The sequence below is a fragment of the Puia sp. P3 genome (assembly GCF_050632245.1).
Classification (GTDB): Bacteria; Bacteroidota; Bacteroidia; order Chitinophagales; family Chitinophagaceae; genus Puia.
The window spans coordinates 3,753,268-3,779,644 of the sequence record NZ_CP192583.1 but is presented as its reverse complement, the minus strand read 5'-3'; the positions used below and the strand labels follow the sequence as shown (position 1 = coordinate 3,779,644).

General features: G+C 42.9%; 32 protein-coding genes. 12 read left to right on the top strand and 20 right to left on the bottom strand.

Annotated elements, in window-relative coordinates; translation table 11 throughout:
* Positions 1-80 precede the first annotated feature (80 nt).
* Together ACQ86N_RS23170 and ACQ86N_RS23165 are read right to left on the bottom strand one after the other, a co-directional pair.
* Entirely contained in the window at positions 81-431 is a 351-nt protein-coding gene (locus ACQ86N_RS23170; RefSeq protein ID WP_431217183.1) for a J domain-containing protein, read from the bottom strand.
* Positions 421-717, bottom strand: a complete 297-nt coding sequence (locus tag ACQ86N_RS23165; protein ID WP_431217182.1) for a hypothetical protein — start codon at positions 715-717, stop codon at positions 421-423. The genes ACQ86N_RS23170 and ACQ86N_RS23165 overlap by 11 nt, the downstream gene beginning before the upstream one ends.
* A gap of 659 nt (positions 718-1,376) precedes the next feature.
* On the opposite strand from ACQ86N_RS23165, the gene ACQ86N_RS23160 reads away from it, so the two are divergent.
* The 9 genes from ACQ86N_RS23160 (at position 1,377) to ACQ86N_RS23120 (ending at position 8,513) form a co-directional block, all read left to right on the top strand.
* Positions 1,377-1,814 carry a hypothetical protein gene (locus ACQ86N_RS23160; RefSeq protein ID WP_431217181.1) on the top strand — a complete coding sequence of 146 codons (438 nt, stop codon included), beginning with the start codon at positions 1,377-1,379 and terminating at the stop codon, positions 1,812-1,814.
* Positions 1,815-1,846: 32 nt separating this feature from the next.
* The gene (locus tag ACQ86N_RS23155) at positions 1,847-2,074 is read left to right on the top strand and encodes a hypothetical protein (RefSeq protein WP_431217180.1); all 228 of its coding nucleotides are present in this window, start codon (positions 1,847-1,849) and stop codon (positions 2,072-2,074) included.
* Between the two features lie 39 nt (positions 2,075-2,113).
* Positions 2,114-2,662 (top strand): hypothetical protein, encoded by a 549-nt coding sequence (locus tag ACQ86N_RS23150; protein ID WP_431217179.1) that lies wholly within the window; start codon positions 2,114-2,116, stop codon positions 2,660-2,662.
* Between the two features lie 25 nt (positions 2,663-2,687).
* The gene (locus ACQ86N_RS23145; RefSeq protein WP_431217178.1) at positions 2,688-3,125 is read left to right on the top strand and encodes a hypothetical protein; all 438 of its coding nucleotides are present in this window, start codon (positions 2,688-2,690) and stop codon (positions 3,123-3,125) included.
* 714 nt (positions 3,126-3,839) lie between these two features.
* On the top strand, positions 3,840-4,193 hold the full coding sequence (mobC, locus tag ACQ86N_RS23140; RefSeq protein ID WP_431217177.1) for a plasmid mobilization relaxosome protein MobC: 354 nt from the start codon (positions 3,840-3,842) through the stop codon (positions 4,191-4,193).
* A gap of 36 nt (positions 4,194-4,229) precedes the next feature.
* Positions 4,230-5,462, top strand: a complete 1,233-nt coding sequence (locus ACQ86N_RS23135; protein WP_431217176.1) for a relaxase/mobilization nuclease domain-containing protein — start codon at positions 4,230-4,232, stop codon at positions 5,460-5,462.
* Between the two features lie 38 nt (positions 5,463-5,500).
* Complete coding sequence (locus ACQ86N_RS23130) at positions 5,501-6,334, top strand: YWFCY domain-containing protein (RefSeq protein WP_431217175.1); 834 nt, start codon at positions 5,501-5,503, stop codon at positions 6,332-6,334.
* On the top strand, positions 6,318-7,538 hold the full coding sequence (locus ACQ86N_RS23125; protein WP_431217560.1) for a TraM recognition domain-containing protein: 1,221 nt from the start codon (positions 6,318-6,320) through the stop codon (positions 7,536-7,538). Before ACQ86N_RS23130 ends, ACQ86N_RS23125 begins: the two co-directional genes overlap by 17 nt.
* A gap of 30 nt (positions 7,539-7,568) precedes the next feature.
* Positions 7,569-8,513 (top strand): hypothetical protein, encoded by a 945-nt coding sequence (locus tag ACQ86N_RS23120; protein ID WP_431217174.1) that lies wholly within the window; start codon positions 7,569-7,571, stop codon positions 8,511-8,513.
* 204 nt (positions 8,514-8,717) lie between these two features.
* On the opposite strand, the gene ACQ86N_RS23115 is transcribed toward ACQ86N_RS23120, so the two are convergent.
* The 4 genes from ACQ86N_RS23115 to ACQ86N_RS23100 form a co-directional block, all read right to left on the bottom strand.
* On the bottom strand, positions 8,718-9,143 hold the full coding sequence (locus ACQ86N_RS23115) for a DUF4265 domain-containing protein (protein ID WP_431217173.1): 426 nt from the start codon (positions 9,141-9,143) through the stop codon (positions 8,718-8,720).
* 101 nt (positions 9,144-9,244) lie between these two features.
* Positions 9,245-9,832, bottom strand: a complete 588-nt coding sequence (locus tag ACQ86N_RS23110; RefSeq protein WP_431217559.1) for a Crp/Fnr family transcriptional regulator — start codon at positions 9,830-9,832, stop codon at positions 9,245-9,247.
* Between the two features lie 141 nt (positions 9,833-9,973).
* Positions 9,974-10,543, bottom strand: coding sequence for a Crp/Fnr family transcriptional regulator (locus ACQ86N_RS23105; RefSeq protein ID WP_431217172.1), 570 nt, complete (start codon positions 10,541-10,543; stop codon positions 9,974-9,976).
* Between the two features lie 88 nt (positions 10,544-10,631).
* Positions 10,632-11,219: a hypothetical protein gene (locus ACQ86N_RS23100; protein WP_431217171.1), complete on the bottom strand. Its 588-nt coding sequence runs from the start codon at positions 11,217-11,219 to the stop codon at positions 10,632-10,634.
* Positions 11,220-11,408: 189 nt separating this feature from the next.
* On the opposite strand from ACQ86N_RS23100, the gene ACQ86N_RS23095 reads away from it, so the two are divergent.
* On the top strand, positions 11,409-11,570 hold the full coding sequence (locus ACQ86N_RS23095) for a helix-turn-helix domain-containing protein (RefSeq protein WP_431217558.1): 162 nt from the start codon (positions 11,409-11,411) through the stop codon (positions 11,568-11,570).
* A 26-nt stretch (positions 11,571-11,596) separates the two neighbouring features.
* Here ACQ86N_RS23095 and ACQ86N_RS23090 read toward each other — a convergent pair whose 3' ends face one another.
* From ACQ86N_RS23090 to ACQ86N_RS23035, 12 genes are all read right to left on the bottom strand, one after another.
* On the bottom strand, positions 11,597-12,118 hold the full coding sequence (locus tag ACQ86N_RS23090) for a hypothetical protein (RefSeq protein ID WP_431217170.1): 522 nt from the start codon (positions 12,116-12,118) through the stop codon (positions 11,597-11,599).
* A 48-nt stretch (positions 12,119-12,166) separates the two neighbouring features.
* On the bottom strand, positions 12,167-12,790 hold the full coding sequence (locus ACQ86N_RS23085) for a hypothetical protein (RefSeq protein WP_431217169.1): 624 nt from the start codon (positions 12,788-12,790) through the stop codon (positions 12,167-12,169).
* Positions 12,791-12,831: 41 nt separating this feature from the next.
* Positions 12,832-13,620 carry a DnaJ C-terminal domain-containing protein gene (locus ACQ86N_RS23080; RefSeq protein ID WP_431217168.1) on the bottom strand — a complete coding sequence of 263 codons (789 nt, stop codon included), beginning with the start codon at positions 13,618-13,620 and terminating at the stop codon, positions 12,832-12,834.
* Positions 13,621-13,702: 82 nt separating this feature from the next.
* A complete protein-coding gene (locus ACQ86N_RS23075; RefSeq protein ID WP_431217167.1) occupies positions 13,703-14,272 on the bottom strand; it encodes a Crp/Fnr family transcriptional regulator in 570 nt (189 codons plus the stop codon).
* Positions 14,273-14,428: 156 nt separating this feature from the next.
* Positions 14,429-14,929 carry an acyl-CoA thioesterase gene (locus ACQ86N_RS23070; protein WP_431217166.1) on the bottom strand — a complete coding sequence of 167 codons (501 nt, stop codon included), beginning with the start codon at positions 14,927-14,929 and terminating at the stop codon, positions 14,429-14,431.
* 117 nt (positions 14,930-15,046) lie between these two features.
* Entirely contained in the window at positions 15,047-15,658 is a 612-nt protein-coding gene (locus ACQ86N_RS23065) for a Crp/Fnr family transcriptional regulator (RefSeq protein WP_431217165.1), read from the bottom strand.
* 146 nt (positions 15,659-15,804) lie between these two features.
* Positions 15,805-16,059: a hypothetical protein gene (locus ACQ86N_RS23060; RefSeq protein WP_431217164.1), complete on the bottom strand. Its 255-nt coding sequence runs from the start codon at positions 16,057-16,059 to the stop codon at positions 15,805-15,807.
* Positions 16,060-16,076: 17 nt separating this feature from the next.
* Positions 16,077-18,098: a Helicase associated domain protein gene (locus ACQ86N_RS23055; protein ID WP_431217163.1), complete on the bottom strand. Its 2,022-nt coding sequence runs from the start codon at positions 18,096-18,098 to the stop codon at positions 16,077-16,079.
* 143 nt (positions 18,099-18,241) lie between these two features.
* On the bottom strand, positions 18,242-18,886 hold the full coding sequence (locus ACQ86N_RS23050; protein WP_431217162.1) for a hypothetical protein: 645 nt from the start codon (positions 18,884-18,886) through the stop codon (positions 18,242-18,244).
* Positions 18,887-19,591: 705 nt separating this feature from the next.
* On the bottom strand, positions 19,592-20,470 hold the full coding sequence (locus ACQ86N_RS23045; protein WP_431217161.1) for a HEPN domain-containing protein: 879 nt from the start codon (positions 20,468-20,470) through the stop codon (positions 19,592-19,594).
* Between the two features lie 132 nt (positions 20,471-20,602).
* On the bottom strand, positions 20,603-20,917 hold the full coding sequence (locus tag ACQ86N_RS23040) for a hypothetical protein (protein WP_431217160.1): 315 nt from the start codon (positions 20,915-20,917) through the stop codon (positions 20,603-20,605).
* Positions 20,918-20,949: 32 nt separating this feature from the next.
* The gene (locus ACQ86N_RS23035) at positions 20,950-21,372 is read right to left on the bottom strand and encodes a hypothetical protein (protein WP_431217159.1); all 423 of its coding nucleotides are present in this window, start codon (positions 21,370-21,372) and stop codon (positions 20,950-20,952) included.
* Positions 21,373-21,765: 393 nt separating this feature from the next.
* On the opposite strand from ACQ86N_RS23035, the gene ACQ86N_RS23030 reads away from it, so the two are divergent.
* Positions 21,766-22,062 carry a helix-turn-helix domain-containing protein gene (locus ACQ86N_RS23030; protein WP_431217158.1) on the top strand — a complete coding sequence of 99 codons (297 nt, stop codon included), beginning with the start codon at positions 21,766-21,768 and terminating at the stop codon, positions 22,060-22,062.
* A gap of 14 nt (positions 22,063-22,076) precedes the next feature.
* On the opposite strand, the gene ACQ86N_RS23025 is transcribed toward ACQ86N_RS23030, so the two are convergent.
* Positions 22,077-24,230 carry an ATP-binding protein gene (locus ACQ86N_RS23025; protein WP_431217157.1) on the bottom strand — a complete coding sequence of 718 codons (2,154 nt, stop codon included), beginning with the start codon at positions 24,228-24,230 and terminating at the stop codon, positions 22,077-22,079.
* 61 nt (positions 24,231-24,291) lie between these two features.
* Positions 24,292-24,561 (bottom strand): GNAT family N-acetyltransferase, encoded by a 270-nt coding sequence (locus ACQ86N_RS23020; protein ID WP_431217557.1) that lies wholly within the window; start codon positions 24,559-24,561, stop codon positions 24,292-24,294.
* Positions 24,562-25,455: 894 nt separating this feature from the next.
* Between ACQ86N_RS23020 and ACQ86N_RS23015 the strand changes: the two genes are divergently transcribed.
* Positions 25,456-26,295 (top strand): RteC domain-containing protein, encoded by an 840-nt coding sequence (locus ACQ86N_RS23015; RefSeq protein ID WP_431217156.1) that lies wholly within the window; start codon positions 25,456-25,458, stop codon positions 26,293-26,295.
* The last annotated feature ends 82 nt before the right edge of the window (positions 26,296-26,377 follow it).

Below are 26,377 nucleotides of genomic sequence, written 5' to 3'. Positions count from 1 at the left end.
AAACTACCCTTCAATTTACCACCAGGGGCTTTGCGCATGGGAATGGTCGGTGCAAAGCAAAAATTTAGAACTGTCTCTTTTTATTTTTTCTTTCTCGATGCCATAATCAGTTCAAAAGCGTTATTTATTTCCGCACTTGCTTTGGTTTTAGCTTCGTTGTCCTTTTCATTTTGATTTTTGTCGGGATGAACCTCCTTAATCAATCTATTTCTGGCAGCCTTTATTTCCTCATCTGAATTTTCAGGTGTTACTCTTAGCAGCTTATATGCTTTTGAGAGATCATCCTCGTATACCAACAGGGTCCTAATTTTTGAATAATTGTTGTCATTAATATCCAATATTTCCTTAAAGAAGGAAAACATTCTCAAGCCGGTTGAGGCGCTGATGGAATCGAAAAATGTTTGAAATCCTAATGCGGCGTTATTTGACAAAAACTCCTGTCAAAATCCCGGCAACAGCTCCAAATATTGCCATAATTCCATCAACACGAGAATCCATCTGACTGGGATCCATAGTACCCGGGTGATAGGCAATTAGGGTTCCTTCTTTGAATAAGTAATACCCAGGATAAATTGTAGTTGCTCTTGGTAAACCTAGATTTGGAATCCAAACATTAAGAAACTCCTGGATTTTAGGGCTCTTGTAATCCAGTTTTGAGAGGTCAACTGTTCCAGTGTTGAGGAGAACCCCATACTTTTGAGTGAGCTGGAAGTTCAAAGATTTATTGAATCCTAAAGCTACGCCGTACTGTGCATTAAGTACGCATAGTCTATGTGATGCAATAAAAGCTGGCGAGGTTAGCCGCAGTTACCTCTTTTCTTTTGGCAGTCATAAGTTTTGATTTCAAGTTTGCAATCCAAAACCTCACCAAATTGACGTAAGGGAAATAATACGCCTTTTTTTCAGAAAAGAAATGCAAAGCCATACCCTGAAAGGCCAAAATGTCATTAACCGGGGCCGATTGGAGCAAGCAGTACTGGCATCGGTGCCCGGTATAATCGCGTGCTGGCTGTCACTTCAAAATTCCCGCTTCGCCTGAAATTCTTCCCCAACATCCCCTCCATACTGAAATCTCGCCTTCCCGCCGTCCGATCTTTGCTTCAGAAAAACCCGCTATACCTCCATCCCATCCCTTCTCTTAACCCCCAAAATCCAGCGCCCTCCGCCAGCGCGTCCCGCCGGGAGCCCGTAAAGGGCTCCCTTTTTTATGTACTCCCGCCTGGATACGTTACTCGCGTTTGTCAGCCACCATAGAAGAAAATGCGATTGTTTCCATGTTCGAGCGCTTATAAAAAATTCTTACCCAACACCCTCTCCGTACTGAAAAATCGCTTCCGCGGCGTCCGACATTTGCTCTGAAGAAAATGTATGTCTCTATGCCAAACGCCACTGATCACCTAGTAGAAGAGTTTGCGAAACTTGGCTTCAACTTCCAAGACCTCGCACCTAGTCTCCTGGAGATCCAACCGTCCCTTTCGGTATATCAGACGAATGTATTTGACAGTCGAACAACCCGCCCGACAGACTATTTTCATTTTGCCTTCGAGCTATGGCGGAAAAAACCGGATGACCCACTGAAGATAACCTGCCTGTCAGTTGGTCTCATCGGGCTCGGCCTTGACTCTAAAGAAAATCTGCTGGCCACTGGATATTACCAGATTGATCAGGGTGGTATTCCATCCAAGGAGATAGTTATAACAGAGGTACTGAATACGCGCAAGCGCATCGAGGCCAGTCAAAAATTTAATATGGGCGGCAATCTCACTCTATTTCCTCAGCCAAGGCAAACCCCTGGAAGAAGGAAGAAAGGGTAACCCGCCCGCCATAAACCATCAACTCGCAATAAATGATCGATCAAACGATTTTTAACAAGCGAATGCCACCGACCATCCAGGACGTCAAAATCTACTTCAGTCAGAAAGGGATATCTGAACCCGAGGCTGAAGTATTCTTCCTCTTTCAGGAAAAACGACAATGGGCTACCCGCAAGGGCCGCTCCTTACAGGAATGGAAGCGCACCGCCCGACGATGGATCGCAGCGGCAGTCCAAAGTCATCCATTATCATTCGACTAGAGAGTCAATAGGCGATAATTCCCCAAAAAATACACTAATATGAAATCACAGCATGATAGCCAAAACGGAGGGCAAGACAATAGGCCCACCTTTTCCGAGAACGAGCCCTTTTTGCATCCCGAAGACCTCGATTTACAATATCTCTCAGATGATCCTGGTCTTGAGAAAGAATTCAGCGATCTTGGGTTTGATCTGAAAAGTAGTCAGCTTATGCATTCAGGCTCAGCGGGATCTTTTACTGTGCTTACATACCATTTTCCTCTCGGGAAGACCGAAGAGCCTCTTTACCTCCTCGAAATCAGGTTTCTTATCGGCCACCAGGATAGAGTAGGAGACGTTATGCTTATTGGCGAAGAGAAAAGTTCCGACCAGCGCATCATCGCCATCCAGGCGGCCTGCATCAATGCTCTTGACATTACAGCAGACGGTCCGCGGTTTGTCTTTGAAAAGACTTACACCATAGGCCATGACCAGCTACCGAATAAGTCCTCCATATTGGCTGACATTCTTCACGGCCAACGATCCAGCCTACAGCAGCTCCAGAATATTCTCAAGTTCTTCCAGGCCTCGAAAACAGTGCAGTCATAATTTTCCAGCTAACTAAGACAACCCCATGTACTACATCTGCAAATTCCGAACGACTTGGTCCATATTCGATGAGACCGGTCAATCTGATCAAACTCTCGAATCCGACGACATTGACAGGATCAAGAAGTATTTTGCCGGACTTCTCGAAGAGGCTAAGATTCTAACGGGCCTGCAAATTTCAGCCCTTGCGTCGAATAAACGCCTCCCTGTGATCGAATCGCAGCAATTCCTCATATCCAAAGTTTTCAGCAAGTGGGTGATCTTTGACGGGAATACCCAGACTGACCGCTGGCTAGATAGTGCAGAAATCGCATGGGTAAAAAAACTTGTTCCTGATCTTCTCAACTCAGAAGGGTACTCACTCAACTTATTGGCCACCACAATCCAGCCTACCAAGCTCCTCCAGCTTTCCCTCGGAGGTAGACCAGCTGACCCGATTAAACCTTTTCCAAAAACCACTTAGGCTCGAGACACCTGCTGCCCAGCCAATTTTTAGTACCTATTACCTTCAATGCTGCCTACTATGTCCAATTACAATGAATACCTCCATGGCGACTTCAAACAGCTCGGATTCCCGAACTATATCAAAATGCTCGATACCGAGCTCCGTCTGAAAGACGTAAGCTTCCTTTTCACACGGGAAAATCTACCAGGCCCCCGTTTTTTGGTAAATATGATGCTGAATTCCGTTTTGCAGTTGCCCATCCATCCGAGGCGAGCGGCAAGCGACCATTTATCGCCATGATCCAATCCAGTCTGCTCGATATCTCTGTGCAAGACCGCCATCAGTCCATGCTGCACAGCCAGTTTTATTACTGGCCCGTGCCGAACTGCCAGGCGCTAAAGGCCGACATTCTCCAAGCTTTCGAGGATCACCTCCGCCACAGCCTTTCCGTTTCCGATCGGATGAACGCTGCCGGTCGCCTGGTTCAGCAGGGAAGGCCTCACCGCCCATGTCAAAAAGCGATGCTGACCGTCTTTGGTGTGGCATCATACAACCTCAATTCGACAAAATCCCCTTCCTTGCCGCCCGCCAGGGCAGACGCTACGCGCGGAGCGCAGCAAGTCTTTCATGGGGGAGGGCGCGTCTTATCGCGCCCGGCAAGATGTAGTAAAGTATACCTGCAATTTTTTCACCTAACTCACACCGAAGCTTACACCATAATATATACTAACCATGACGTCGAGAAGAAAAAGTCGTCCCAAAATCCTCACTCACGTCCTCACCACCAAAGTAGATGATCCCACCTACCGCAAGCTCCGGTCCCTGCTCGACCAAAACCCGCAAAATGATATGAGCCGCCTGGTCCGCGCCATTATCACCAAGCAGCCAGTCCGCGTCTTCACGCGGGACCTGACCCTCGACAACGTGATGGAGGAACTCTCCCGCCTTCGAACCGAAATAAAGCACATCGGTGTGAATATTAACCAGATCACCAGAAAATTCAATACATACCCTGAACCGCAGCGCAAAGCCTTTTACGCCAAGATGGTCTTCCAGAGAATATCTGGCTATCGAACCCAAGATTGACCGCCTGCTCGAAATCATCACCCCACTCGCCAAGAAATGGTTGCAAGAATAAACATAAGAAAGTCCATTCAAAAAGCCCTCAATTACAATGAGGCCAAAGTCCTCACCGGAGTAGGTGAGATACTTCTCGCGTCCGGCTTTGGCTGCGACATCGCTGACCTGAGTTTTCACGACAAACTCAACCGGTTTGAATTGCTGAATCAAAGGAACGAGTGGGTAAAGAAAAATACTCTTCATATCTCCCTCAACTTTCCTGTTGGGGAAGACTTACCGCCGGAGACTTTACAACGCCTTGCCCTGGATTATATGGATCGTATCGGATTTGGGGAGCAGCCATTCATTGTATATCAACATCACGACGCAAAACATCCTCATATTCACATCGTCACCACCTCCATTCGACCAGACGGTAAGTCCGTCGATCTTCACAATATTGGAAAGGAACTTTCCGAACCTGTCCGAGAAGCCTTGGAGGAAGAGTATGGTCTAACCCGTGCACGAGGACGCCAATACCATCTCGATAGCACGGAATCCTCCGACCTAGCCGCTAAAGTCCAAGAGGTGACCGGAAGTTACAAATTCACTTCCCTCGACGAACTCAACGCCATCCTCGCCCAGTTCGAGATGACAGCTTGGATAGGCGCCCCGGGCAGCGCCATCCGCAGCAACCACGGCCTCGTTTACAGCCGGATCGATGCCGATGGCAACCGCAAAGGTACTCCTATCAAGTCCAGCGACCTGGTCACCCGACCCACGTTGACCTGGCTGGAGAAGCGTTTCGAGCTCAACAAAGTGAAGAAACTCCCTATCCGCGACCGCGTAGCCCAGACTCTAACCTCTGCTCTCGCCGTTGGAGACGGCAACCCTATGACCATTTTTCAACGGTTAAAGCAACGCCGGCTCAGCTTACAACCCCGCCGGGATGACGCCGGCAACCTGATATCCGTCCATGTGATCGATAACCGTAACAAGGTTGTTTTCACCGCCGAAGAACTCAGTTTCGAGCTTGACGCCCTCATAATTCGGTTAGGTCTTCCCACCGGCCCAACTCCAGTGTCAGAATCTGACGCCCTGAACTCTGCTATCTCGGCAACAAAAGTTTCCCGGAAGGCCAAGCGGTCCCACGGCTCTCAAACACCCTTACCTCCCCAAAGGACCGCCATCGCCGCTCAGATTGCCTTTGCCCTCATCGCTAGCCAGACCGGCGCCCCAGGCCCGGCTGGAGACGAACCTCCCAAAAAGAAAAAACGCAAGAAAAGATCTTTCTGAGCCGGATTCCACACTATTTCCTCACCAATTCTCTCCCCATGCAAAGCGGTGATAACTTGCAAGCCCTCCGAAAAAACCTGGACTTCCTCCGATTCGGCAGTATCCTGATTCTTCTCATCCACTATTATTCCGCCTGCTATCCCGCCTGGCAGCAGTGGCACTTCACTGCAGCTATCGTCGACCGGGTCATTGGCATGCTTTGCCGCGGTGTATTTTTTATGTCCGGCATTGAAGGACCTAAACTGGCATCTCTGTTCCTGCTAGCTATCTCTCTTCTGGGCGAAAAAGGGAAAAAGGATGAAAAGCTCACCATTGCTCCTGTCCTCTACTACATATTTGCCGGGCTGCTACTCTTCTTCCTCTCATCCTTGTTTCTACGCTTGTCTATGGATGAAGCCAAACTCGCCATTCTCTACATTTCCATTACTTCCCTAGGTTGGCTTTCAATGCTATCGGGAGGCGCCAGACTTTCCCGGCTGCTGCGCCTCAAGTTTAGCAAGGATGTTTTCAACGAGCTCAATGAAACCTTTCCACAAGAAGAGCGGCTCCTTGAAAACGAATACTCAGTGAATCTCCCCGCCCAATATAAGCTCAAAAACAAAATCCGTAAATCTTATATCAACATTATATCCCCCCTCCGGGCGCTGCTTGTACTTGGCACGCCCGGATCCCGATGGGGGATAGAAAAGAAAATCCGGCAAAAGTTTCTACGTGATCCGGCATGTGATCACCCAACACATTCAGAAGGGCTTCACCTTCTTTCTGTACGATTTCAAGTTCCCCGACCTCACACTCATCGCCTACAACACCGCCCTCAAGAACCGCGACAAGTACCCGGTGCCTCCGAAGCTCTACATGATCAATTTCGATGACCTCTCCCGATCCCACCGCTGCAACCTGCTCATGCCAGAGACTATGCTCGACATCACCGACGCCACAGAATCCAGTCGGACCATTATGCTGGCGCTGAACAAAAGCTGGATCCAGAAGGTCGGCGATTTTTTTGTCGAGTCACCAATCAACTTTATTACCGCTATTTTTTGGTATTTGAAGATGTACAAAGGTGGGGTCTTCTGTACGCTTCCGCATGCTATAGAGCTGGCCCAGATTGCCTATGACGAGCTCTTTCCATGCATGAGCCTTGAGCCATCCTGCGAGCTGCTCCTCAATCCCTTCATTTCCGCCTATGTCGGGGGAGCCCGCGAGCAACTCGAAGGCCAGATCGCCAGCGCCAAAATTGGTCTCGCGCGCCTGGCATCCCCGTCACTCTACTATATCCTTAGCGGGAATGACTTCACCCTGGATGTCAACAATCCCGCCGCCCCAAAGATCGTTTGCGTCGGCAATAATCCTTCAAAGACCCAAATCTACGGCGCGGTGATCTCACTTTGTACGGAGCGGATGCTCAAATTGGTGAATCGAAAAGGCCAACTCAAATCCTCCTTGGTGTTCGATGAGTTCCCAACCGTTTTCATCAACAACATCGACAGCCTCATCGCTACTGCACGAAGCAATAAAGTAGCTACCACCCTGGGCGTACAGGATTTCAGCCAACTCCGCAAGGACTATGGAAAAGAACAAGCTGAAGTGATTATGAACGTTTGCGGGAACATCATCTCCGGCCAGGTGCTTGGCGAAACGGCTAAGTCAATAAGTGACCGCATAGGCCGTATTATGCAAGAGCGGGAATCCGTGTCAATCAACTCGAATGATACGTCGCTCAGCAAATCCACCCAACTTGAGGCCGCGATTCCTCCCTCCCGAATCGCCAGTCTCTCCAGCGGGGAATTCGTTGGAGCCGTTGCCGATGACCCGAAGCAGAAGATCAAGCTTAAGACCTTTCATTGCGAGATTGTCAACGACTTCGAGTCCATCCGCCGAGAAGAGGCTGCCTACGAAGCGCTACCTGTCATCCGAAATATCACGCCTGAGCAGGTGCAACAGAATTACTTCCGCATCAAAGCTGACATCCGATCGCTTATCGACAGCGAAATGCAAAAGATAAAAAACAGCGACCAGTACCGACATCTGCTTGAAAAGAAGAAGCCCGCCTCCAAAGGCCCCGCCAGCTTGTAAATCAATTTCATCACTTTAAATTACCCAATTATGCCACAAGAAAACAACCAGCCTTCTACCGCCCAAGGTGAATTGCCCGTGCTCGAGGGCTGGCCATTAGAAAATTTCTCATACATCACTGATTCGCTGAAAGGCTTCAAACTTGGTGAAGCCTATAATAACGAGATCTATGATGCAATTCGGAAAGGACTTCCCAATTTCGAGGTCTCTCGTGATTTCAATGTCCCTCAATTCGAAGCTATGAAGGACGTCAATATGTCAGTCCCCAAGGAGCCAGTCAGGTATAACCTTCGGTTTGAGCAAATTGATACCGAACGAGGGAAGATGCACGTCCTTAGTCAAATTGATGCCAGCCTGCTCAAGGACGGCAAGCCTGATGTATCAGCAACATTCCGGGTTTTTCAAAAGACTGGCTTTACAGCCCACCAGATGAGAAACCTGCTTCACGATCGCACTGTGGCTCATACCAGACGGTCGATGAGGACGGGAAAGCCTTATCTGGCCTACACTAAATTAAACATCAATGCGCCGAAAGATGAGTATGGCAATAGCCAGCTCGACAGTGTTCCAGCTTTTCGTCAAGACTATGATGCTGCCAAACTACTCGGCAAAGTATTGCCGAATAATTACACCCAGCAGGATAAGGAAGACATCGGCAGGCGGCTCAACAACGGAGACATTGTGCCCATTGCTAAACGAGGCGCCGGCGGCAACCTCGATGTGTCCCATCTCTACGCCTCTCCACAGGAGGATGCGCTGATGATGATTGACAAGAACGGAGAAGTAAAGAAAATTACAGCACCGGCAATGGAAATTATCCGTAATGAACAAAGTCTGAACCAACAAAATCAACAGGGGCAAGGCGAATCTGCCGCCAATAAACAGAACCTTGACAAAGGAGCAGAGGCGGCTCAAAAAATGTCTGAGGCACAAGAAACTAACAACAGCAACCGCCGGCGCCCCCGAGCTGCCTAATCTTTCTCGCCTTGCTCCGTAAAATATGGCCCTTGACCCGTTATCCGTACCTTAGCCGGCAGCCTTTTCAGGTTGCCGGTTTTTTTGGGATTGAAAAGGACTGCAAATGCAATTACCGATGGTAAAGACCTGCTGAAACCCTTCGAGAGTACAGTTCATATTTCGGGATCAACGCTGGAAAGATGAATAATTGAATATCAGGGACTATTTATGTGACAGACAAGCTCCCCGATATCCCCAACGCTCTTCCTGTTGGCCCTGGTCCAACCAATCCTTAATAGGCTGGTAAGGCACGAGTTTGGGCACATCAAACGCGATTAGGTGTTTGTCATCACTACATTGCCACAGGCATCCGAATTGCTCAAGGTCTTTTAGGATAAAATTGATCTCCTGTTTGTTAAAGACCATCATTTGAATAACACTACGCCCGGAGCCTTCAATGATTTTATGAAAATATAGAACACCTTCCCTGTCGCGAACATCTATAAGGTCATACAGTGCAATCTTTGAAGCGTAAAGGGGAATACTAGTTATTCTGTAATACTTGCCTTCTTTTGTTGCCAACACAGTTTCACCACGAATAGACCCTTCATCATCTTTATAAGGCAATATGAGTTTATTATCAGGCATGTTGGGATTGTCATTTACCAGTAATGCAATTACTATCACCTATGAAGCGCACTCGCTAACCATTCGTGTCTAAGCATAAATAATGTCTTTTACAAGATTGACTAAAGGGAACGTGTTTCCTTTTTCTTTTTTAACCTTTTGATAATTCTTAACATCGCTCCGGTAATACCCAAATAAGAGGCGAGATATTTTGCTGGCACTCGCCTTACAATTTCCGGCGCCTCGTTCACCAACCAATCATAACGATCCTCCGACCGTTGCATCCACATGGCTGTCATACGTTGTGCAGATCGCAAGTAACATTGTTCGATCATTACCCGCCCAATCCGGTTGAATTCTTCAGACTCCCGGTATAACCGTTGCAATGCATTATAGCTAATGTAATAGACAAAACTGTCCTCTATAGCCTGAATGCCCTCCTGGCTATATCGCTGTGTAAAAAAACTCTCTATAGTAATACAGATATCTCCTTTCTTCATAAAGGCAGTCGAAATATCCCTATCCTCTTTTACATAAAAACTTCGCAATAAACCCTCACTAACAAAATATACACTGGCACATACTTGCCCCGGTTTTAACAGATAGGCTTTTTTAGCGACCTTCTTCTCCGTTAGATTTTCTTCCAGATAATCCCTGACCGCCTCCGGAAAAGAATAAATCGATCGGAGATACCTAATCAATGAAATCATACTCACATCCCCCATTTTGTTATTCTCATATTTGTCGGTTCTACTGCGAGCATTCCGAAAATTTCATAGAATGTAAAGAATAACCCGAGGTCAAGCTTGATAAGCGGGCCATACGGATCACCTTTTGGATTCATTAGAATTTCAATTTGGATACAATATTTTGCCGTAGAAGTAAAAAGTAGTCCGTGAGATGCAAAGAAACTGGCAGAGCTGTTGCTTAGGAATATCTGCAAGAATGTGGCTGAAATACTTCGCACATGAAAATATACGTCTGTCCGCTGTTTCTGAAAGCATTTGGGCATGTCTCCGCAAGTCCAACAACTTAATGTCCACCAGTTTCAGAAGATGAATTAAGAACTCTGGATACCTTGAATGAATTTCTTGAATAACCTTGTATGGAAGCACAATGGCCTCTACTTGGTTAACTACTTTAAAGCCTTCTCTGGCAACTGTATCGTCGAATAGACTACTTACATGAAACAATGCATCACCTGGCCCCTTGAACCCCGTTATTATCAATCTATTGGAGACCTGATAGATAGATTTTACAACGCCAGATTTTATTAGCAAGAAATGTTCAGGTGTTTTTCCGATGATGTCAATATTGTCATTCCTTTCGAAATAAATGGTAGCACAATTCTCTTCAATGCGCTGTTGAATAGATATCGATAGAGAGTGAAATTGATTGAAAAAAGCACTTATGATTTGCATTCTACTTCGGTTTTAACGACTCCTTTTCGGACAGCTATACCGCCTGATACGAAAGCAGAAAATAGATCTGGAGCCGCTTAATATGCACCTATTTCTTTTTCTTATTGTCTTTTAATCCGGGCTTCTTAGTAGAACGATCGCGTTTGTCAAGTTGTTCCTGCCAGTCATGTGCTATATTTACGACAGCCTGGAATCGTTCGAAAAGGTTCAGAATTTGTACGTGATTGACCTTGTACTCGTATTTATCTTTGTTGGCAGTTACCACCTCCATCAAAAGCCAAAGGATAGATCTTGTCGATTTGGGAGTAATGCTTTTAAAAAACTCTTGGAAATAGTCAGTTGGAATGCGGATATTATTTCTCTTTGCGTCCTTTTTATAATAGTCCTTGATATATTGATTGGCAATCTTTCTGAGAGCCTCGTCATCTCCGTCGGTCATCATTGCAGCGGCTGTACAATAAACAGCGTTGATTAAGCCTATAAACTCCGTTTGAATATGGCAAATAACCTTACGTTCGAGTTGACGAGATGTGCCGACCTCCGCCAACGCGATCTCACACCATTTCTGGAAATTTACTTTCAGATAGATCGGCGTAACATCTTTAAATATTATCATCGGGCCGATTTCCGGACCGTCAATCGGAAAATTGACTGGGGCAAAAGTTTCAGTTATCATAACTTTAAAAATTGTTGAGGGTGAATTAATATTGATGTTTCAGGACCGATGAGTTCCAATAAAGCCACAAAATGTCTACTTTAGGTTGAATGGAAACCCTTAGAAATGGTGCCAATTAATCCTACTAAGATTCAAAAGATTGTGGGTGAACGACTTCGCGTGCTAAGACTAAACCGCAAAAGGGTTTAAATCAAGCGGCAAGCTGAGGGCTGGGTTTCACGAGCTACGCTGTCTAAAATTGAAGAGGGGAGGGCCAATTTCCGAATACTAACCATAACAAAACTCTGTAATTACTATCATGTCACCTTCTACGACTTACTGAATGACCCGCGCGGAATATTCAGCAAATAGTTCTTCATAGTAAAACGAGACCGCTCTTAAAGCAGATATCCAGCTTCTAAAAGACAAGCCAAATTGGAGTATAGATGAAAAATGTTTTCCTTAAATATAATATCCTTAAACCGGCCTTCATATAAAATAACGGATTCAAAACAATTTTCCAATTCCTTTTTAGCGTAGATTAAAAGATATCTGTTACAAAACCCGGTGATCACAGCCTTGGGTCTTGCAGCCTCCTTCGCTGTTAACCTCCTTGGGAGATTGCATTTCAACAGCACTTCATCTCCAGACTTTCGTCTGGCAGCCAATTTCTTCTTCATTCTCGCACTTCGAGATTCACTGAAAAAGTAGATCGCTTCAAGATACTCTAAGAAGTCATAAAAGAATTCAACAAATTGCCGTCTGTTCTCATTGTCCTCATACACTTCAGTACTAACCGCCATTAAAAACCAATATGGCAACTCTTCATCCATCAAATAGTCAAGGTCAATGTCTTTCCAGACCTCATCAATGCCCAACAGCGGATGATCAGGAAGGAAATCTCTAGGTTCTATATTCATATATCTATTTTAAGCAATTGAGTATTTATTTTGAGCTCGACCTCACTATTAAAATTTTCTAATTGGAATTCGATTTTTTATGTTTCCCCCTATGTGATTTACCTCACGCACATCGATGAGATGTACAGCTTCGACCAATTTCGTCAAGTGAACATAGACGTCAATGCACCTATAGCTTTCCAAACTTTCGAATTCGATACTTTGATTAGTAAATACAAATTCTGAAAACATCTTCAGTAAATCTTTCCAATAGAATAATTTCTTAAATTCGAAAATTCTCTTCAACGCCAAATACGGATTTTTATACTCTTTAAAAGATAACATCCTGGGCAAATATTCCCACTCTGAATGCCCCTTTATCCAACCGCAAAACAGATTTGGATTAAACACATCGCTTTGACTTATTTCAAGAGGGCTATCCTTCTCTTCCTTATTCACTAAATAGGCAGCGTTCAAAATTTTCTCCAGTTGATTAAACCGGTACAATATATCCGCTGGATTATCCTTTTCCCATGCCCTTTCTGAAAAGGCATATCTAACAATCTTTCTAATATCCTTTCGATAGTCGATCAAACTTGCAGCGGAGAAAAATTCCGCAATAGTTTGGTAAGGATCTGATATTATGTCCTTGTTCCAGACTGAATTTTCTAAATACTTAGGTATCTTTTTCATAGACCATTTTTTAAGCGATTTTGAGCACTATACTTTCGATGTTACTCCTGATCGGTGTCTAGCGAGCTTTCTAATCCACCTTTTTCTTTTTCATCAAGATTACACGGAAGTTTAACCGATAGAGTCACATAGAAATCCCCACGCGGTCCTATATCTTTGTATTGTGGGAATCCTTTTCCTCGCAATCTCACTATCCTCCCATTCTGTGATTCGGCATCTATTTTTATCTTAGCCTCTCCATTGAGTGTCTCAACCAATAGCTCACCGCCTAGCAAAGCAGTATATAAGTCTAGCGATACAGTCGAGTAAATGTCCTTCCCAATGAGTTTCCATCCGTTCTCAGGAACAATACTGATATATACAACTAAATCCCCGTTTGGACCGCCGTCTTTACCCAGGCCGCCCTTTCCGTAGTATCTTAAATAATGGTCAGAGGCAACTCCTGCGGGAATCGTTACTTCAACACTTCTGCCCGCAACGTTGAAAGTCCGATTATGTGCGTTTGCAGCGGCTTTGATGGATAATTTTATATGTGATTCATAATTGGCTCCTCTTATGCCTTCCTCAGAAGATTCATTTGACTTCTCGCATTTTCTCCATTTATAAAATGTCTCCCAAATTGATCCGTATAAATCATAAGTTCTTCTTTTAGCTGGATCGCTAAGGACTTCATAAGCTTCATTTATTTCTTGTAACTTTTTCGTTGCGTCCTTATCGTCAGGATTGCGATCTGGATGATACTTCATTGCCAATTTCCTGTAAGCAGCCTTGACTTCCTCCGGAGTCGCATTTTCGGAGAGCCCTAATATCTTATAGTAATTTTTGTTCATTATAAAACTTCAATTAAGGCAACAACAAGCTAATGACACTGATATCTCATCGTGCCTCAATCAATTCCAATGGTCAAAATAATTAGTGGATTCTACTTTTCCGTACTTGGTATAAAACGGACTCAGAGATGCATAAGAAACTGGCTATTTGTTCAATCGGAATTTCCCGAGCTGAATCTCCATAGTACGCCAAAAACATTTCGTACTTCTTTTCAGGAAATCTACCTCTTAGAATATTTTTATGCTCTTCGATTTCGGCAGATTGAATATCCGCCAAGTCTCGCATTTTGTAATGAAACTCCGGAAACTTAATCAAGTTGTCCCTTATAGCATCTATCGATAGCACAAATACAAGAGAATCCCTGTGAGCATAAAGATGCTCTGTAGCTCGGGTCTGTTTCATCAGATGCTTATGATCGAAAACTATTGCACCTGGTAGCCAAAACCTCGTATATTTCCGATTCCCATCTTCCCAAATAGCGCTTGCCATAAATCCATCTTCAACGAAATATAGGCTATCAGGAGTTTGGCCTTCTTTAATTAAAACCTCTCCTTTACTAATTTCCCTGCGTTCGAATTGATAAAGCAACTCCAACTTCAAATCACAACACATGTTTTTCTGCGTGTCAAGTTTTTCAATTAGCTTTCTCATACTTCGAAGTTTTAATTGTCAAGGTTAATTTATAGACAAGTGCGCCTTTTTGAATAGTCTGAACATTTCAAGAAGCAATAAATTGGACCTGTCGCTTTTTCTCAGGACCTTGGGTCGCGTCAGATACCCACGGCCTGAGCGACAGGCCCAATTCGGCTAATAAAATTGCATGGCTCTCAATATCTTGTCGACTGCGCTGATCTTGGAAATATGTTGATCAGAATACAAAGGCTCGAAGGAGCTAAGGTCTAAACTCTGCATAATCCTTCTAGTCGGCATCACTCGGTCGCTCGACGCCAGGACATTTTTAGATATGGCTGTCGCCATTGTCACGCCTCTACACTCGAAAATATGTTCCATCCAGAAAGAGGTGCCATCTATATATACCAGGCGCGTTCGCAGGATAAACGGCCTGAACAAGGACAAAGGATACCGATAGCGAATATGTGCCGTATGAACTAAAGGTTGCAGCTTCTTGGTCACCAGAACATGCCAGCCGCCAACACGCAGCAAAAGATCCATGCGGCCCATATCCATAAAAGCATGATAGCGGTCATTTCCCATGAGTTTGATTACACAATCCCACGGCATGACCGTAAAATGAAGGATTGATTGGCCTGTGAAGCCATGCACACGAAGGAGTGCCGCCAGGACCACTCCTTACCAGACGAGTATACATACGCATGATAGGAAAATTTAAAATGAAGCCAGTACTTTCCGATCCTATTTAATTGGTAGGAAACGGATAACGACACTGATAACCTGGCCAAATGCTTACCGTAGGGCGAGTTTAATGGGCTGATTTGTTTTGTGATTAAAACGATCCGCACCTGCTCTAACTTTACAAGTCATACCCTCGCTTATTCCCATATAAGAAGCTAAGTCTTTAGCAGGCACCCGCAAAAGGAGATGAGGAAACATCTTTTTCAGCCACTTAAATCTATTATCCGCAGTTTGCATCCATATTTCAGAAAGCCGCTTCTCGTGTTCGCAGTAACATCGCTGGAACAGGTTTAATACGATATTATTAAATGCTTGATGCCTTTGTCGCAGGCCTTGGTATTGCTCATAGGTAATGCTGAACAGTTTTGCATCCTCCAGCGCCTGAATGTATTCGATACCAGGAACTTGATTAAAGAAGCTATTTCCTGACACACAGACTTCCCCGTCCAAGGTAAATCCAGACGTTATCTCCTTCTCGCCCTTGTCGTAAAAACTTCGGAGAACCCCCCGTTCTACAAAATACATATATCGGGAAACCTGGCCCGGCTTTAAAAGAAAGTCCTTTCTCTTAATTTCCCTTTCAGCTACTACCAGATCTAATTCTTCTCTTAGCTCAACTGTAAGAGGATAAACGGATCGAAGAAATTTAATTAAGGTAAGCATAATTAGGAATTTGTTTTAGGATTGAAGTAAGCAAAATTGTCGAAGAAATGGCTCAGATATAGAGATACCGGAGCTGCCAGAACCCACAGGTATTAATGACAGGTTGAAAATCCCAGCAATGATTTTACGCACTCATCTCGTAACATTTAATTCATTCTTTTCCAGAAGCTAATTTTTTCACTAAGCGCCTCATTTTGCTGTTGTATATCCTCGACCTTCCCCAAAATAGCCCTTAACAGCATCCGGTTGCCTCCAGGGTCGCCTGTGTCATCAGGCGCGTCGCCATCGTCATCAGAAGATCGATCACCACCCGGCGCAACTTGAATCGTGCCCATTCCAGGCCCTGAAAGGTGAATATTTACATAGATTTTTGCAACTATCTTTCTTCCGCTGTTAAACATTTTTTTAATTTTAAAAATTACAAATGATGAATCAATTCATCTTTACTTTTAAAAGCCCTCCCTAATTTGAAAACCATTCGCTTTTTTATGCCTCCAAGCGCACCCGTAGGCAATAACAGGTCGACATATTCTCGCTTAAGATCCCCTCCTGCATATCTTGTTCTCTGCCGAGCTATCCATTTTACCAGTCGCATATTAGTACTCACCGTGGGCAAACATCCTCCATGTTCCTCCATATACTTTTTCAATAAATCCAAAGTTTCTTTCCACGATAAATTCACTTGAAAAGGGAAATCCAGTTGGAGTAGCTCGTCAAGAACTAATTTGGGAATAGATCCTATTCGATAACCGTGACGAATATCTCGCATTAAGGCATTTCTTGAGCCCAAGTCAAACTTCCCTTTGTCCTTTAAATACTCCTTTACGTCCTTTAATTTTTCATTCCACAAATTGACCTGATAAGGATCCAAATAAACTATAGACCCGAGAAGCCTCGCATACTTATCTGACAGTAGCCCTTTTGAATAATAATTTCGTTGCCTCTTCAACCAGGTATTGAGAAATTCTGGAACTCGTTCCTTTTTCCAGATCGCTTCTTTAAGCTTATTGAAATTATTATACCATTGTGTTTCAAAGCTTTTGTCCCAATCTATGCCTATATTATCTAAAAGCTCAATACGCTTTGTCGATAGCGTTCCAGTCCTCTTAGCCTCTCGTTGATTCCTGATCCAATAATGAAGCGTCGGGTTATCTTTTAATACCACCACCAAATGCCCATGCTTCAAATAATATTCAAGAGCCTTTTTATAGTATATTTCCCAGTATTCTACCTTTTCGCCAAAAGCATAAAACAGGTCCTGAATTCCTTGAGTTTCATCGATAAACTGAATACCTACTTTCTCCTTGACCTTCACATCTTCAACCGTTATTGGCGGGGCTATTTGTTTGAACTCTTTCAACTCATATTCATAATCCTCTTTAAACATTTTCTGTTGGACATTTCTGAAATTGTTTACAAAGTCAAATATGATCGGCTGTTCTATCTGATCAACTGAAAAGCATCGTCCAATTTGCTGATACCATATATTTGCAGACGCTGTTTCTCGAAGCAAGATCACTACTGACACATCTTTTCCATGCAAACCCTCATTCACCATGTTCACTGTATATAATACCTTGACCAGTGGCTCATTCATGTCAAACGTAGCCAAAGCCATATCATTTATAGATCTTTTCTCATAGGCACTAATAAACAGGGACAAAACGTCGCCAAAAATTTCCCTTAAAATAGGTGTCAAAATATCGAAAGAAGTACTCATCATTTTTATATTCTGACAAAACACAATTATCTTCCTTCTTTCCTTGGGTAAATGTTTTTTCAATATTGAGTCAATGCCACAACTTTTTTCCCAATCCACAACGGCATCTTTCAATTCCTTTAGCAACTGAAATTTGCCTTGATATGCAGAGTCCTTAATTTCTTCGGCCACGCGATTGTATTCCTCCGAAATAGAGTATATAGCACTTATATACTTTGGAGGGTACAGAATTCCTTCAACAAATGCTCTTGGTAAACTGATACTCGATGCAATGTTGTTCTTAAACACTTCGGCCGCCATATCCCGGTTGCCATCTAAATACCGGATGTGTGTCGCAGTAGTACCTAGTACTTTAGCTTGGGGATTCATCAATATTATTCGCCACACCATCGGCCCCCATACTTCAGCCCCAATCCTATGAAATTCGTCCAGGTAAATGAAGTCATATACAACAAGCTGCTCAATCTGTTTTGAAGTTTGAACGCCATTATAAGTCCGAAAGTCAAAATCAACGTTTCCAGCATGCTTTCTAACCTGAAGATCAATGTGAGAAGCAGGAGCCAAAACCAAATGTCTATGTGCAGGATGGTCGAAGATGAACTTTCCAATTATAACCGCTTTTCCAGTTCCCATAGGTTGTATTACACAAGCCATATTGCTATGCTGAAACATCGCTGTTGCGTTTCTATAAGCCATCTTATTGTGCCTATAAAGTTCCATACTGGTTGGTGGACAGGTTTTCAAAAGTCTCAGGATCTAATTACATCATGTGCGTTTTGCCTACAGGGGACTATAAACAAGTCCTACCGCCATTTAGCGTTCAGTTTCGAAATCAATATCTTTAAATCCCTTACTGCTTTTCATCATTTCAATCGCACTAGGGGGATTATTGTTAACAATTTCATTTTTATATTCACTTCTATGAACATCTTTTCTACTGTCCTTTTCTTTAGAAAAGATACTTCCACCCGATCCCCCCTCTGCAAAGAACCTATAAGATCATTCGCACTGTCCTCTTCCTGCAACTCTTTTATAGGATACATTTTAACCGCCGTTTCAAGATCAAACCCTTTTACGGAATATTTAACCTCCCGGTAATTCCCTGATATATCCCTTTCAGTAAGGTTTAAATCCATCCATGCAGAATACGAAACCTGCGACGGTGTCAAAAAATCCTTTAATATAGGCCGGCCCTGGAGGAGATTGTAAGCTTCTTTGAATGTGACTGCTTTGCGGCGAATGACGGCAAATCCATTCTTGCGCTCTTCGAAGGGATAGACAGCAGATTTTGTCGAAGCTTCATACTTTGAAATGCTGTATTCGTCGGATTCCGGTAACTTATAAAGATGTATTTGAGCTCCCATCTTGTTATTATCAAAGGTAGCCTCGCTGTATATCTCAAAATGATTGTTGCCTGAAGCTAATCCGACATCCAGACCGTCCACAAGTACAGGTGACAGCGGGAATCCTAGTCCGCAAAGCGTTTTTAAATACTCATCTCTGTGCATAAACCAAGTCTTAATAGTTAGTAAATAGTTCTAAGAAAAATTTAGTTTATGGGATGTGGCCATTATATTTGCAGCCTCAAGACATTTCTCTACACAAAATTTGTATACAAAAAAGTCGGCTCTCTTATCAGGTTTGTTAAACGGGTATCGATCCGAAGTGAAGCAAGTTTCCAACACATCCAGTAGAAAATCTTTAAATTCATACAAATTATGATCCCGGAATACCTCTTGAAATACAATCAACGGGTTCAACCGCTCTTCAGAGGTCAAGAGTACAGGTTTATTAAAAAGAGCTGGATGGCTGATTATGTAAGACATAACATATCTTTTCTCGAAAGATTTTTCTTTGAGTTACTATCGAAAAAACTAACCTCTAATAGTGAGCAACTGCAGCCTTGCTGGAAGGCATAAGAGCCTCTCATCGCCGCTTCTATGCTGTCGTGCAACCTGATGTCACACACGCCAATACATAAAAACGTGAGCTAATCCTTATCGATTTGAAGGGCTAGGACACCCAGGTGACGAATAAGGACGCTCACGCTTAGTCTTTTTCTGTCGAGAAAGACCCCATGAACGAATTACTTATTAGCTCGCCCCTTTTGAAAATGTCCTAGTTTTCAATATCGGCAAATAAAGCAAGTCGCTGAATCAGATTACAGACAGGTAAATCTAAGATGTATTCATATTTTTAAGATTTAATCCGGATTAAAAACGGGCTTCTTTTAGTAGTTCGAATTGTTCAGCTAACGGTTCAACAACGAGGTTATTGGAAGTTTGAAGTCTATAAAGATCATCGCCTCTTGAAATAAATAATTTTGCCCTGTCTAAAACCACCGCAGTATCCGCTTTGGAAATTTCATATCCAGTCTTATATCTTGTATCCAAATAAGCATTTGTTAGTAGGCTCAAAATAGTCCGCTCTTCGCATGTTACACTTGGAAAGATCGTACCTGGTAATACCGAAAAAGTTTGAGTCAATTTTAAAAGGCGTCTAATATTATGAGACCGTGCTCGATATCCTGTAAACACTTGCAATAAACCAATACACGTACTTTCGACTACTTGATGAGCAAGAAACGCTGTTTGCTTGTACCATCCATTTCCAAAGGCATGATCTGCCAAGCCTAGGTATTTTTGCGCCAAATCGTACCACCATTCCCAAGTAACGGCGAGATCCTGTTCGGGAATATTTTCGCATTCAATGAGTTTTTTCTCTCCGCGATCAAACAAAACGCGTCCCTTCAGAATTACAGAACAAAAAAATCGTACACTATTTCTGACTGCACCATTGACGTACCCGATTTTGTGAGTCATGCAATGAACCTTTATTGGAGAGATTGCTTCTTTTTCCGCGGTTTCAACAATATTAATATGTTCCGGCTTCAACTCATCAGAAGTAATGATCAACAAATCAAAAGTATGGAACTCTCTTTCTCTACTGCCATTTTCCATCACAAAAATACCTGATTCTATCAGGGTTGTAGTTCTACTTCCGTAACAAATGATAATTTCCGGTTTGATTTTATCAACTATTTTCTGAATTGTCGGAGTTATTAAGTCTTCCTGAGCTTTGCTAAGTACCATAACGTTCATTTTAAGGTAATCATTCTTCCATTAGCAACACACTCGATATAAATTATTCGTCATAATAGTAACATACATCACTATTTCCAGCGATCACTTAGATGATGCCGGACCCGCAAGCTCGCCTAAAAATCATTCGGAAGTTCCCGTTTTGGTTGTAGCGAAGCCTTTTCTCTCTGAATCCAATAAAGCTGGATGTTTGGCTTTTAAAGCATCCATAATTGCAAGGCTCGTCAGGTAATGATCTAGTTGTTCGGCAGCCGTATAAAAAAATGTGGAGTCAGCGTTGTAAAGTTTGCCCAGCGCTTTGGCCTGAGCTGGAGTAAGCAAAAGTTTTCCAGCTATCATTTCATCGTAGTCGCTTAAAGTAATTTTTAGGCTTTTCGCAACGGTTTCTTTGCTAACTTTGTATTGTATTTGACAAAATTCCATTAGTACGTTATGCATAATAGTAAGGTTTAAATTGCATTATCAAAAAGTTAGTTTCGATTATTCGTCTTTGAGTCATCGTCTTCCTCAAATGCCTTTTTGAGACGCAAGGCCACTTCTTTTAGAGAGACTTCAATTCCTTTTTGTTTTAAAAATCCAATTAAATTGTGTAATGTTGTAGTGAGGATGTAATTCCCGGCAAATTGCTCCTTCAGCCTATTTCTGTTCCTCCATAGTTCAATTGTCGTTTCAACCGTCACTTCTTGCTTTTCATTGATATCTATCTCCCAAGAGAGATAGTCATTAAATGCATTTACAAGTCCATAAACCCAGGGAGTTACCTCGTCTATGAACGCGTCTGAATCAATGATATTGACTTTGCAATAAGGTGAAATTTCGACCAGGCGAGAGGTTATCTTAGTTCTCTTCAGAGAGGGGATCTGTAACATGCGTGCAACAGCCCGGCGTGCCATAAGCTTGAGAATTCATTAGTAAAGTGGTTCAGAACAGTTGGAGGACCACCAACTAAAAAGGCGTGGGGTAGTCCTTACCGTCTGCGAGGGCTGCGACACCCTGACTACGAATAAGAACGCCCACGCCGTAACGTGAGCGATTTACCTTATTTCCCGTAGTCTTAAAAAGTCGCAGTTTCGCAGACTGAGAATAAAGCAAACACGCTTAATAATGTGTTCGCAAAGCTATGGTATTTTCTTATGAAGTGTTGTAAATCATGTAATTAACAAGCTTCCATTTAAGAAATATTTTTTGCCACCTATATAAAGATAATAATATAAACTTAAAAATGAGCTTATAAGCTAATTTTTATTTTAACTCTCCTTCAGAGCTTACAGGTTTACAGACGATTAATGGCAGACGATTTCGACATAGAGTTAAATAAGCTGGGCGAACGGATAAAGAAAATAAGAAAGAGCCGCAAATTAACATTAGTTGACTTGCAGCTCGCCTCTGGTATCCATGATTCCGATCTTAGTCGCATTGAAAGGGGACTGGACAATATTGAATTCTTTACTATTTTCAAAATCGCTAAAGGCCTTGGCCTTGAAACCAGGGATCTGACGGATTATGACGGCCCATTACCTGACTACACCTCCAAAGACTCCCAGGCACCTACCAAAAAGCCTCGGCGAAATAGGCAAAAGTAGCTCTAATGCTTCGATCAACCAGCCAATTTATTGATCAACTCAATTTTATTGGAGACGTCCACCTTCTCGAAAATGTTCTGAACGTGTTTGGTCACAGTTCTCTCGGCTATGAAGAGCTTTTCACCAATCTCCTTATATTTGTATCCCTCACAAACCAACTTGGCGATAGCTTTTTCCCTTGCCGTTAATTTATAGAGCTTGCAATTTGCCTCGAAATAATCCGTGCCATTCGTCGGTTTGTTTTCGGAATGGCCGTTCATGATCGACAAATGATCAATTGCTTTCGATAGTATGGCTTTTCGTTGCTTTTCCGAATGAGTTATAATAGAGTCTACTTGCTGCATTAGCTCTTGTATGGAAAATGGTTTTGGGATAAACCCGATCGCACCCAGCTTCAGTCCTTGCAATTTTTCAGCTGCGGTAGTTTTCGCCGAAAGAAACAAAAACGGGATATGCGCCAAATCCGCATCCTCCGAAATAACCCTTGCGAGATTAAGACCATCGAGTTTATCCATCATAATGTCCGAAATGATTAGGTCGAATGGGGACCCCGGAACTCTTACAATATGTAAGGCATCATTTCCGTTCAAGGCCACCGTCACATTATATTTATCCGACAGCTTTCTCTGAAGATAATTGACCATCGAAACGTTGTCTTCAACAACTAAAATCGTTTTCTTACGCTCATCATGCACGATTTTCTTCAAGTTCAATTTTTCGATTCCGATGTCCCTTATCTTTCCTCCCTGAAATGAAACGGCTGATAGTTTGTCTTTGATAGATAAAGGATGATGGCGGAAGGACACTGCGATCAGCGTCCCTCTTTCCCTTCTCGGGTCACTGTTTAATGAAATTTCGCCGTTTAATTCTTGGACGATCTTTTTTACCATTGGCAAGCCGAGCCCCATCCCTTGAGTACTTGCTTTTGGACTGTTTAGCTGGAAATAAGGCTCGAATACTTTTTTATGCATTTCCAGCGGTATGCCGATTCCCAAGTCTTTTATAGACAACCTGATCTTATTCCCATCGTTTTCTAGTAAAACTTCAACTGTTCCGCCATTTACAGAGAATTTAATTGCGTTTTCCACCAAGTTGGTAAGGATCCGACTTATGGCTACCGGGTCAGCTTTTATCAGAATATCTTTCTGCACACTTGAATGCAGACTTATCCCTATTTTTTGACAATAGGGACCAAAAAGGGCAAGACAGTCATTAGTTACCTCACTGAAGTTCGTAACCTGGTTGTGATTAAACAGGAACATACCTCGATTTAATCTCTCAAGATCAAAAATATTAGATATATCGGTTGTAATCTTCCAAAGACTTCTTTTGACAATCGATAATTCTTCTTCATTTCCATTCTTGGCAATGTATTCCTCCAGATAGTTGTCTATTAAAGTTAAGGGCGTTTTGGTTTCATGTGCAAGATTTACCAGCGTGTTGGTTCTTTGTTCTGTAATTTTGATGAGCTCATGAGTTCTTCTTTCTACTTCCTCCTGGAGAGTTGAGTTCCAATTCCTCAATTGCGTTTCGGACTGAATTAGCCGCTGATGCTCCTTCCGAAAGAGCGAGATATGATTTTTTAGATGCAGGGATAGAAGTAGCAAAAACCCTGTGTTGGTAACGGATGCTTCTATCACCTGTCCGAGATCAAAATACACTATAACAGGTAGGCCGACCCAAGGAGTTAAACTTAGTAGCAATCCAATCAACTCTTCTTTTGACTCGCTCGTTGAAAAGTTACCTGAATACTTATATTTAAGCGCTCCAACGAGAGAATTTATTACCCATACAGCATATAGTACGGGAAGGATCAAAAGATTTTGGGCTATGGACATTTTTCCGGATACGCCATATGCAATCACAAAAAGCACATAAGGAAAGACCAGGCAAATATAGACTCCCCGGAATGCATGAAATCTCATCTTCTTCAGACCGAATCCTTTATATACATAATATGGGAAATAGGATGGGGTGATAAAGCCGGTACCGTAAGCGATTATCTCTTGAATGAAGACGGACCCCGGCAAATTCGGATCTGGTAGTAAGCCACCTGAAATATTATAGACAAGCAGCAGAAAGATCAGCCAAAGATCCAATACGGCTGTTTTGTCGTCTGGACGGGCAAATTTATATATTAGAAGACAGAAGAATATTACTGTTTCCACGCATGCGAATGCAAATGTTACAATGTGCATTTGGGTTCCGGGTAGCAACATAACGACGCATTTACGGTTCTCTCTTCAAGCAAAATAACTTATAACCGAAATCCAATTCATTGTGTACTTCGAACCCAAATTGTTTATACCAGGGCAAATTCCGTAAAGTCGAGGTTTCGAGGTACAATGGCCTTTGCATGGAGTCGCTTTGGGCGATCACTTCACATAGTAGGGAGCTTCCGATTCCCTTATTTTGAAGTTCGGGACGAACGCCAATAAACCATAGGTAATACATTGGGCCTTCCGGATGTATCGTTTTTATTTTTGCCTCTCTGTCCATTGCTTTTTTCAGGTTAGGTAACCCGATGCAAGTCAGAGCAAGTTTTATGTCCAGGAGGATCGATCTTAGACTAGCCTTTTTCTTATCGGGTAAGACGGCCAAGGCGCATGAATTCCTATCATCCGAAAGAAATACATCCCCAAACATATTACAGTAATCGAAGGAATATTCCATGAGTCTGCATATCCTTCTTTTCCTCGAACGATCTTGATTGATGACGTAATTGACACTCTTGTTGTCCTCAAACGAATTCGAGAGGATCTCTACAACCAAGGGTTTATCTTCATATTGTGCTCTTATCATAACACAGGATTAAAGGTTTCATAGATCGCAATTGCCGGAAGGGTACGATCACTAATTTGAGCGCCTTAGCCACGGAGGAATGTCAGAGGATATTGGGCCGCTAAATGATCAGCCAATATAATTTACTTATTTTATAGCACTTCATAATGAGGATAACCAGCCGATAACATTTTTTTGCAAATTATTCACATACTAATTCCCCATAGCCTATGCAATCATCCAGGGTGATTTCACGTTCAGGTATAGGGTCATTAAACCTTAATAAATGGTATCCCTTATTCCATGTTATATGCTACTTCTTATGGTTATACAGGCGAAAACGTTAATCTTTTCATGCCATTTCACGGGCTGTACTTTAGGGTAGATAGTATCAGAGTACGAGCAAATTTTACTCATTTTTGCGTACATAAATACTACAATTTGCGTATTGTTGTGAGTCTTAATTCGTTGTAAATTTAAGTAACATACCTCTCATCCTTCGACCGTGGTTTAAAGAATCCCTTAAAGGCCAATATGGACCCAATTCGCCTTCAATCCGCACCTTCCACATGGGCAAACGGTATTTGACAACAGCCGCAAAAAGACAATGCCATGCAAGAGGTATTTCAGCAATTACAGGCCAATATGGAATTGAGCCTGGAAGAAACAAACCTTATTCCTGATCCGGTTGACCGCTATGGCCGGTGCATAAAGGTAGTATGCCAAGCGATTGATGAGATCAAGGGGCTAATCTCGTCTTACATTTTCCAAACTGCAGATGAAGAAATCCATTATTTTAAGGACATATGCCCCGTCTTTTACAGCAAGCATTTTTATTTCACCAAGATTTATGATATCGAACTATTAAAACGCTCCGCAGGCAAGAAAAACCTTAGATGGAAATATGATCATGATCTTAGAGAAATAGAACTGTTTTTCATCCAAAATCAAGGCTTGACCAAATATTTTTATGGAAGCCTAACCTATCTGGATGAACAGCTCTTCACTCGACGTAACGGCCATCAGGGCATAGTAGAAGACCTTTCGCCCGTCATCGACCCGAACCTCACTTTGTCAACCTATAAGGTTTCGTGGATCATAGCCAATCAAAAATACCGGTCCTATCTCCAAAAGGAACTTCACCGACTTGACCACCCGACCGAATACATAGGGGATAACAAAACGCGTAAGGATGTCATCAGCCTCGGAGTTTCTAAGTCTTATCTTGCTGAGGAGATTGTAGCAATACAATTGGCAGAGCTTATTTATGTCAATGGGCAACCAGCATCTCTGGCATGGCTTACAGAGCAGGCAGAACTATTGTTACATACCGACCTCAAGGATTTCAAGAGTCTGGACTATGCCAATCGGAACCGAAAGAAGGAATTGACACCATTGCTCACCAGTATGATCAAGAAATATATGGACCGTGCAAATCGTCTTAATAAATAGCCAGTTGAGGTCCCCACGGGCCTGATCTCTCAAAAAATATTGTAAAACGTTCCTCTTCAAATTCAATCCTTTGCCAACAATT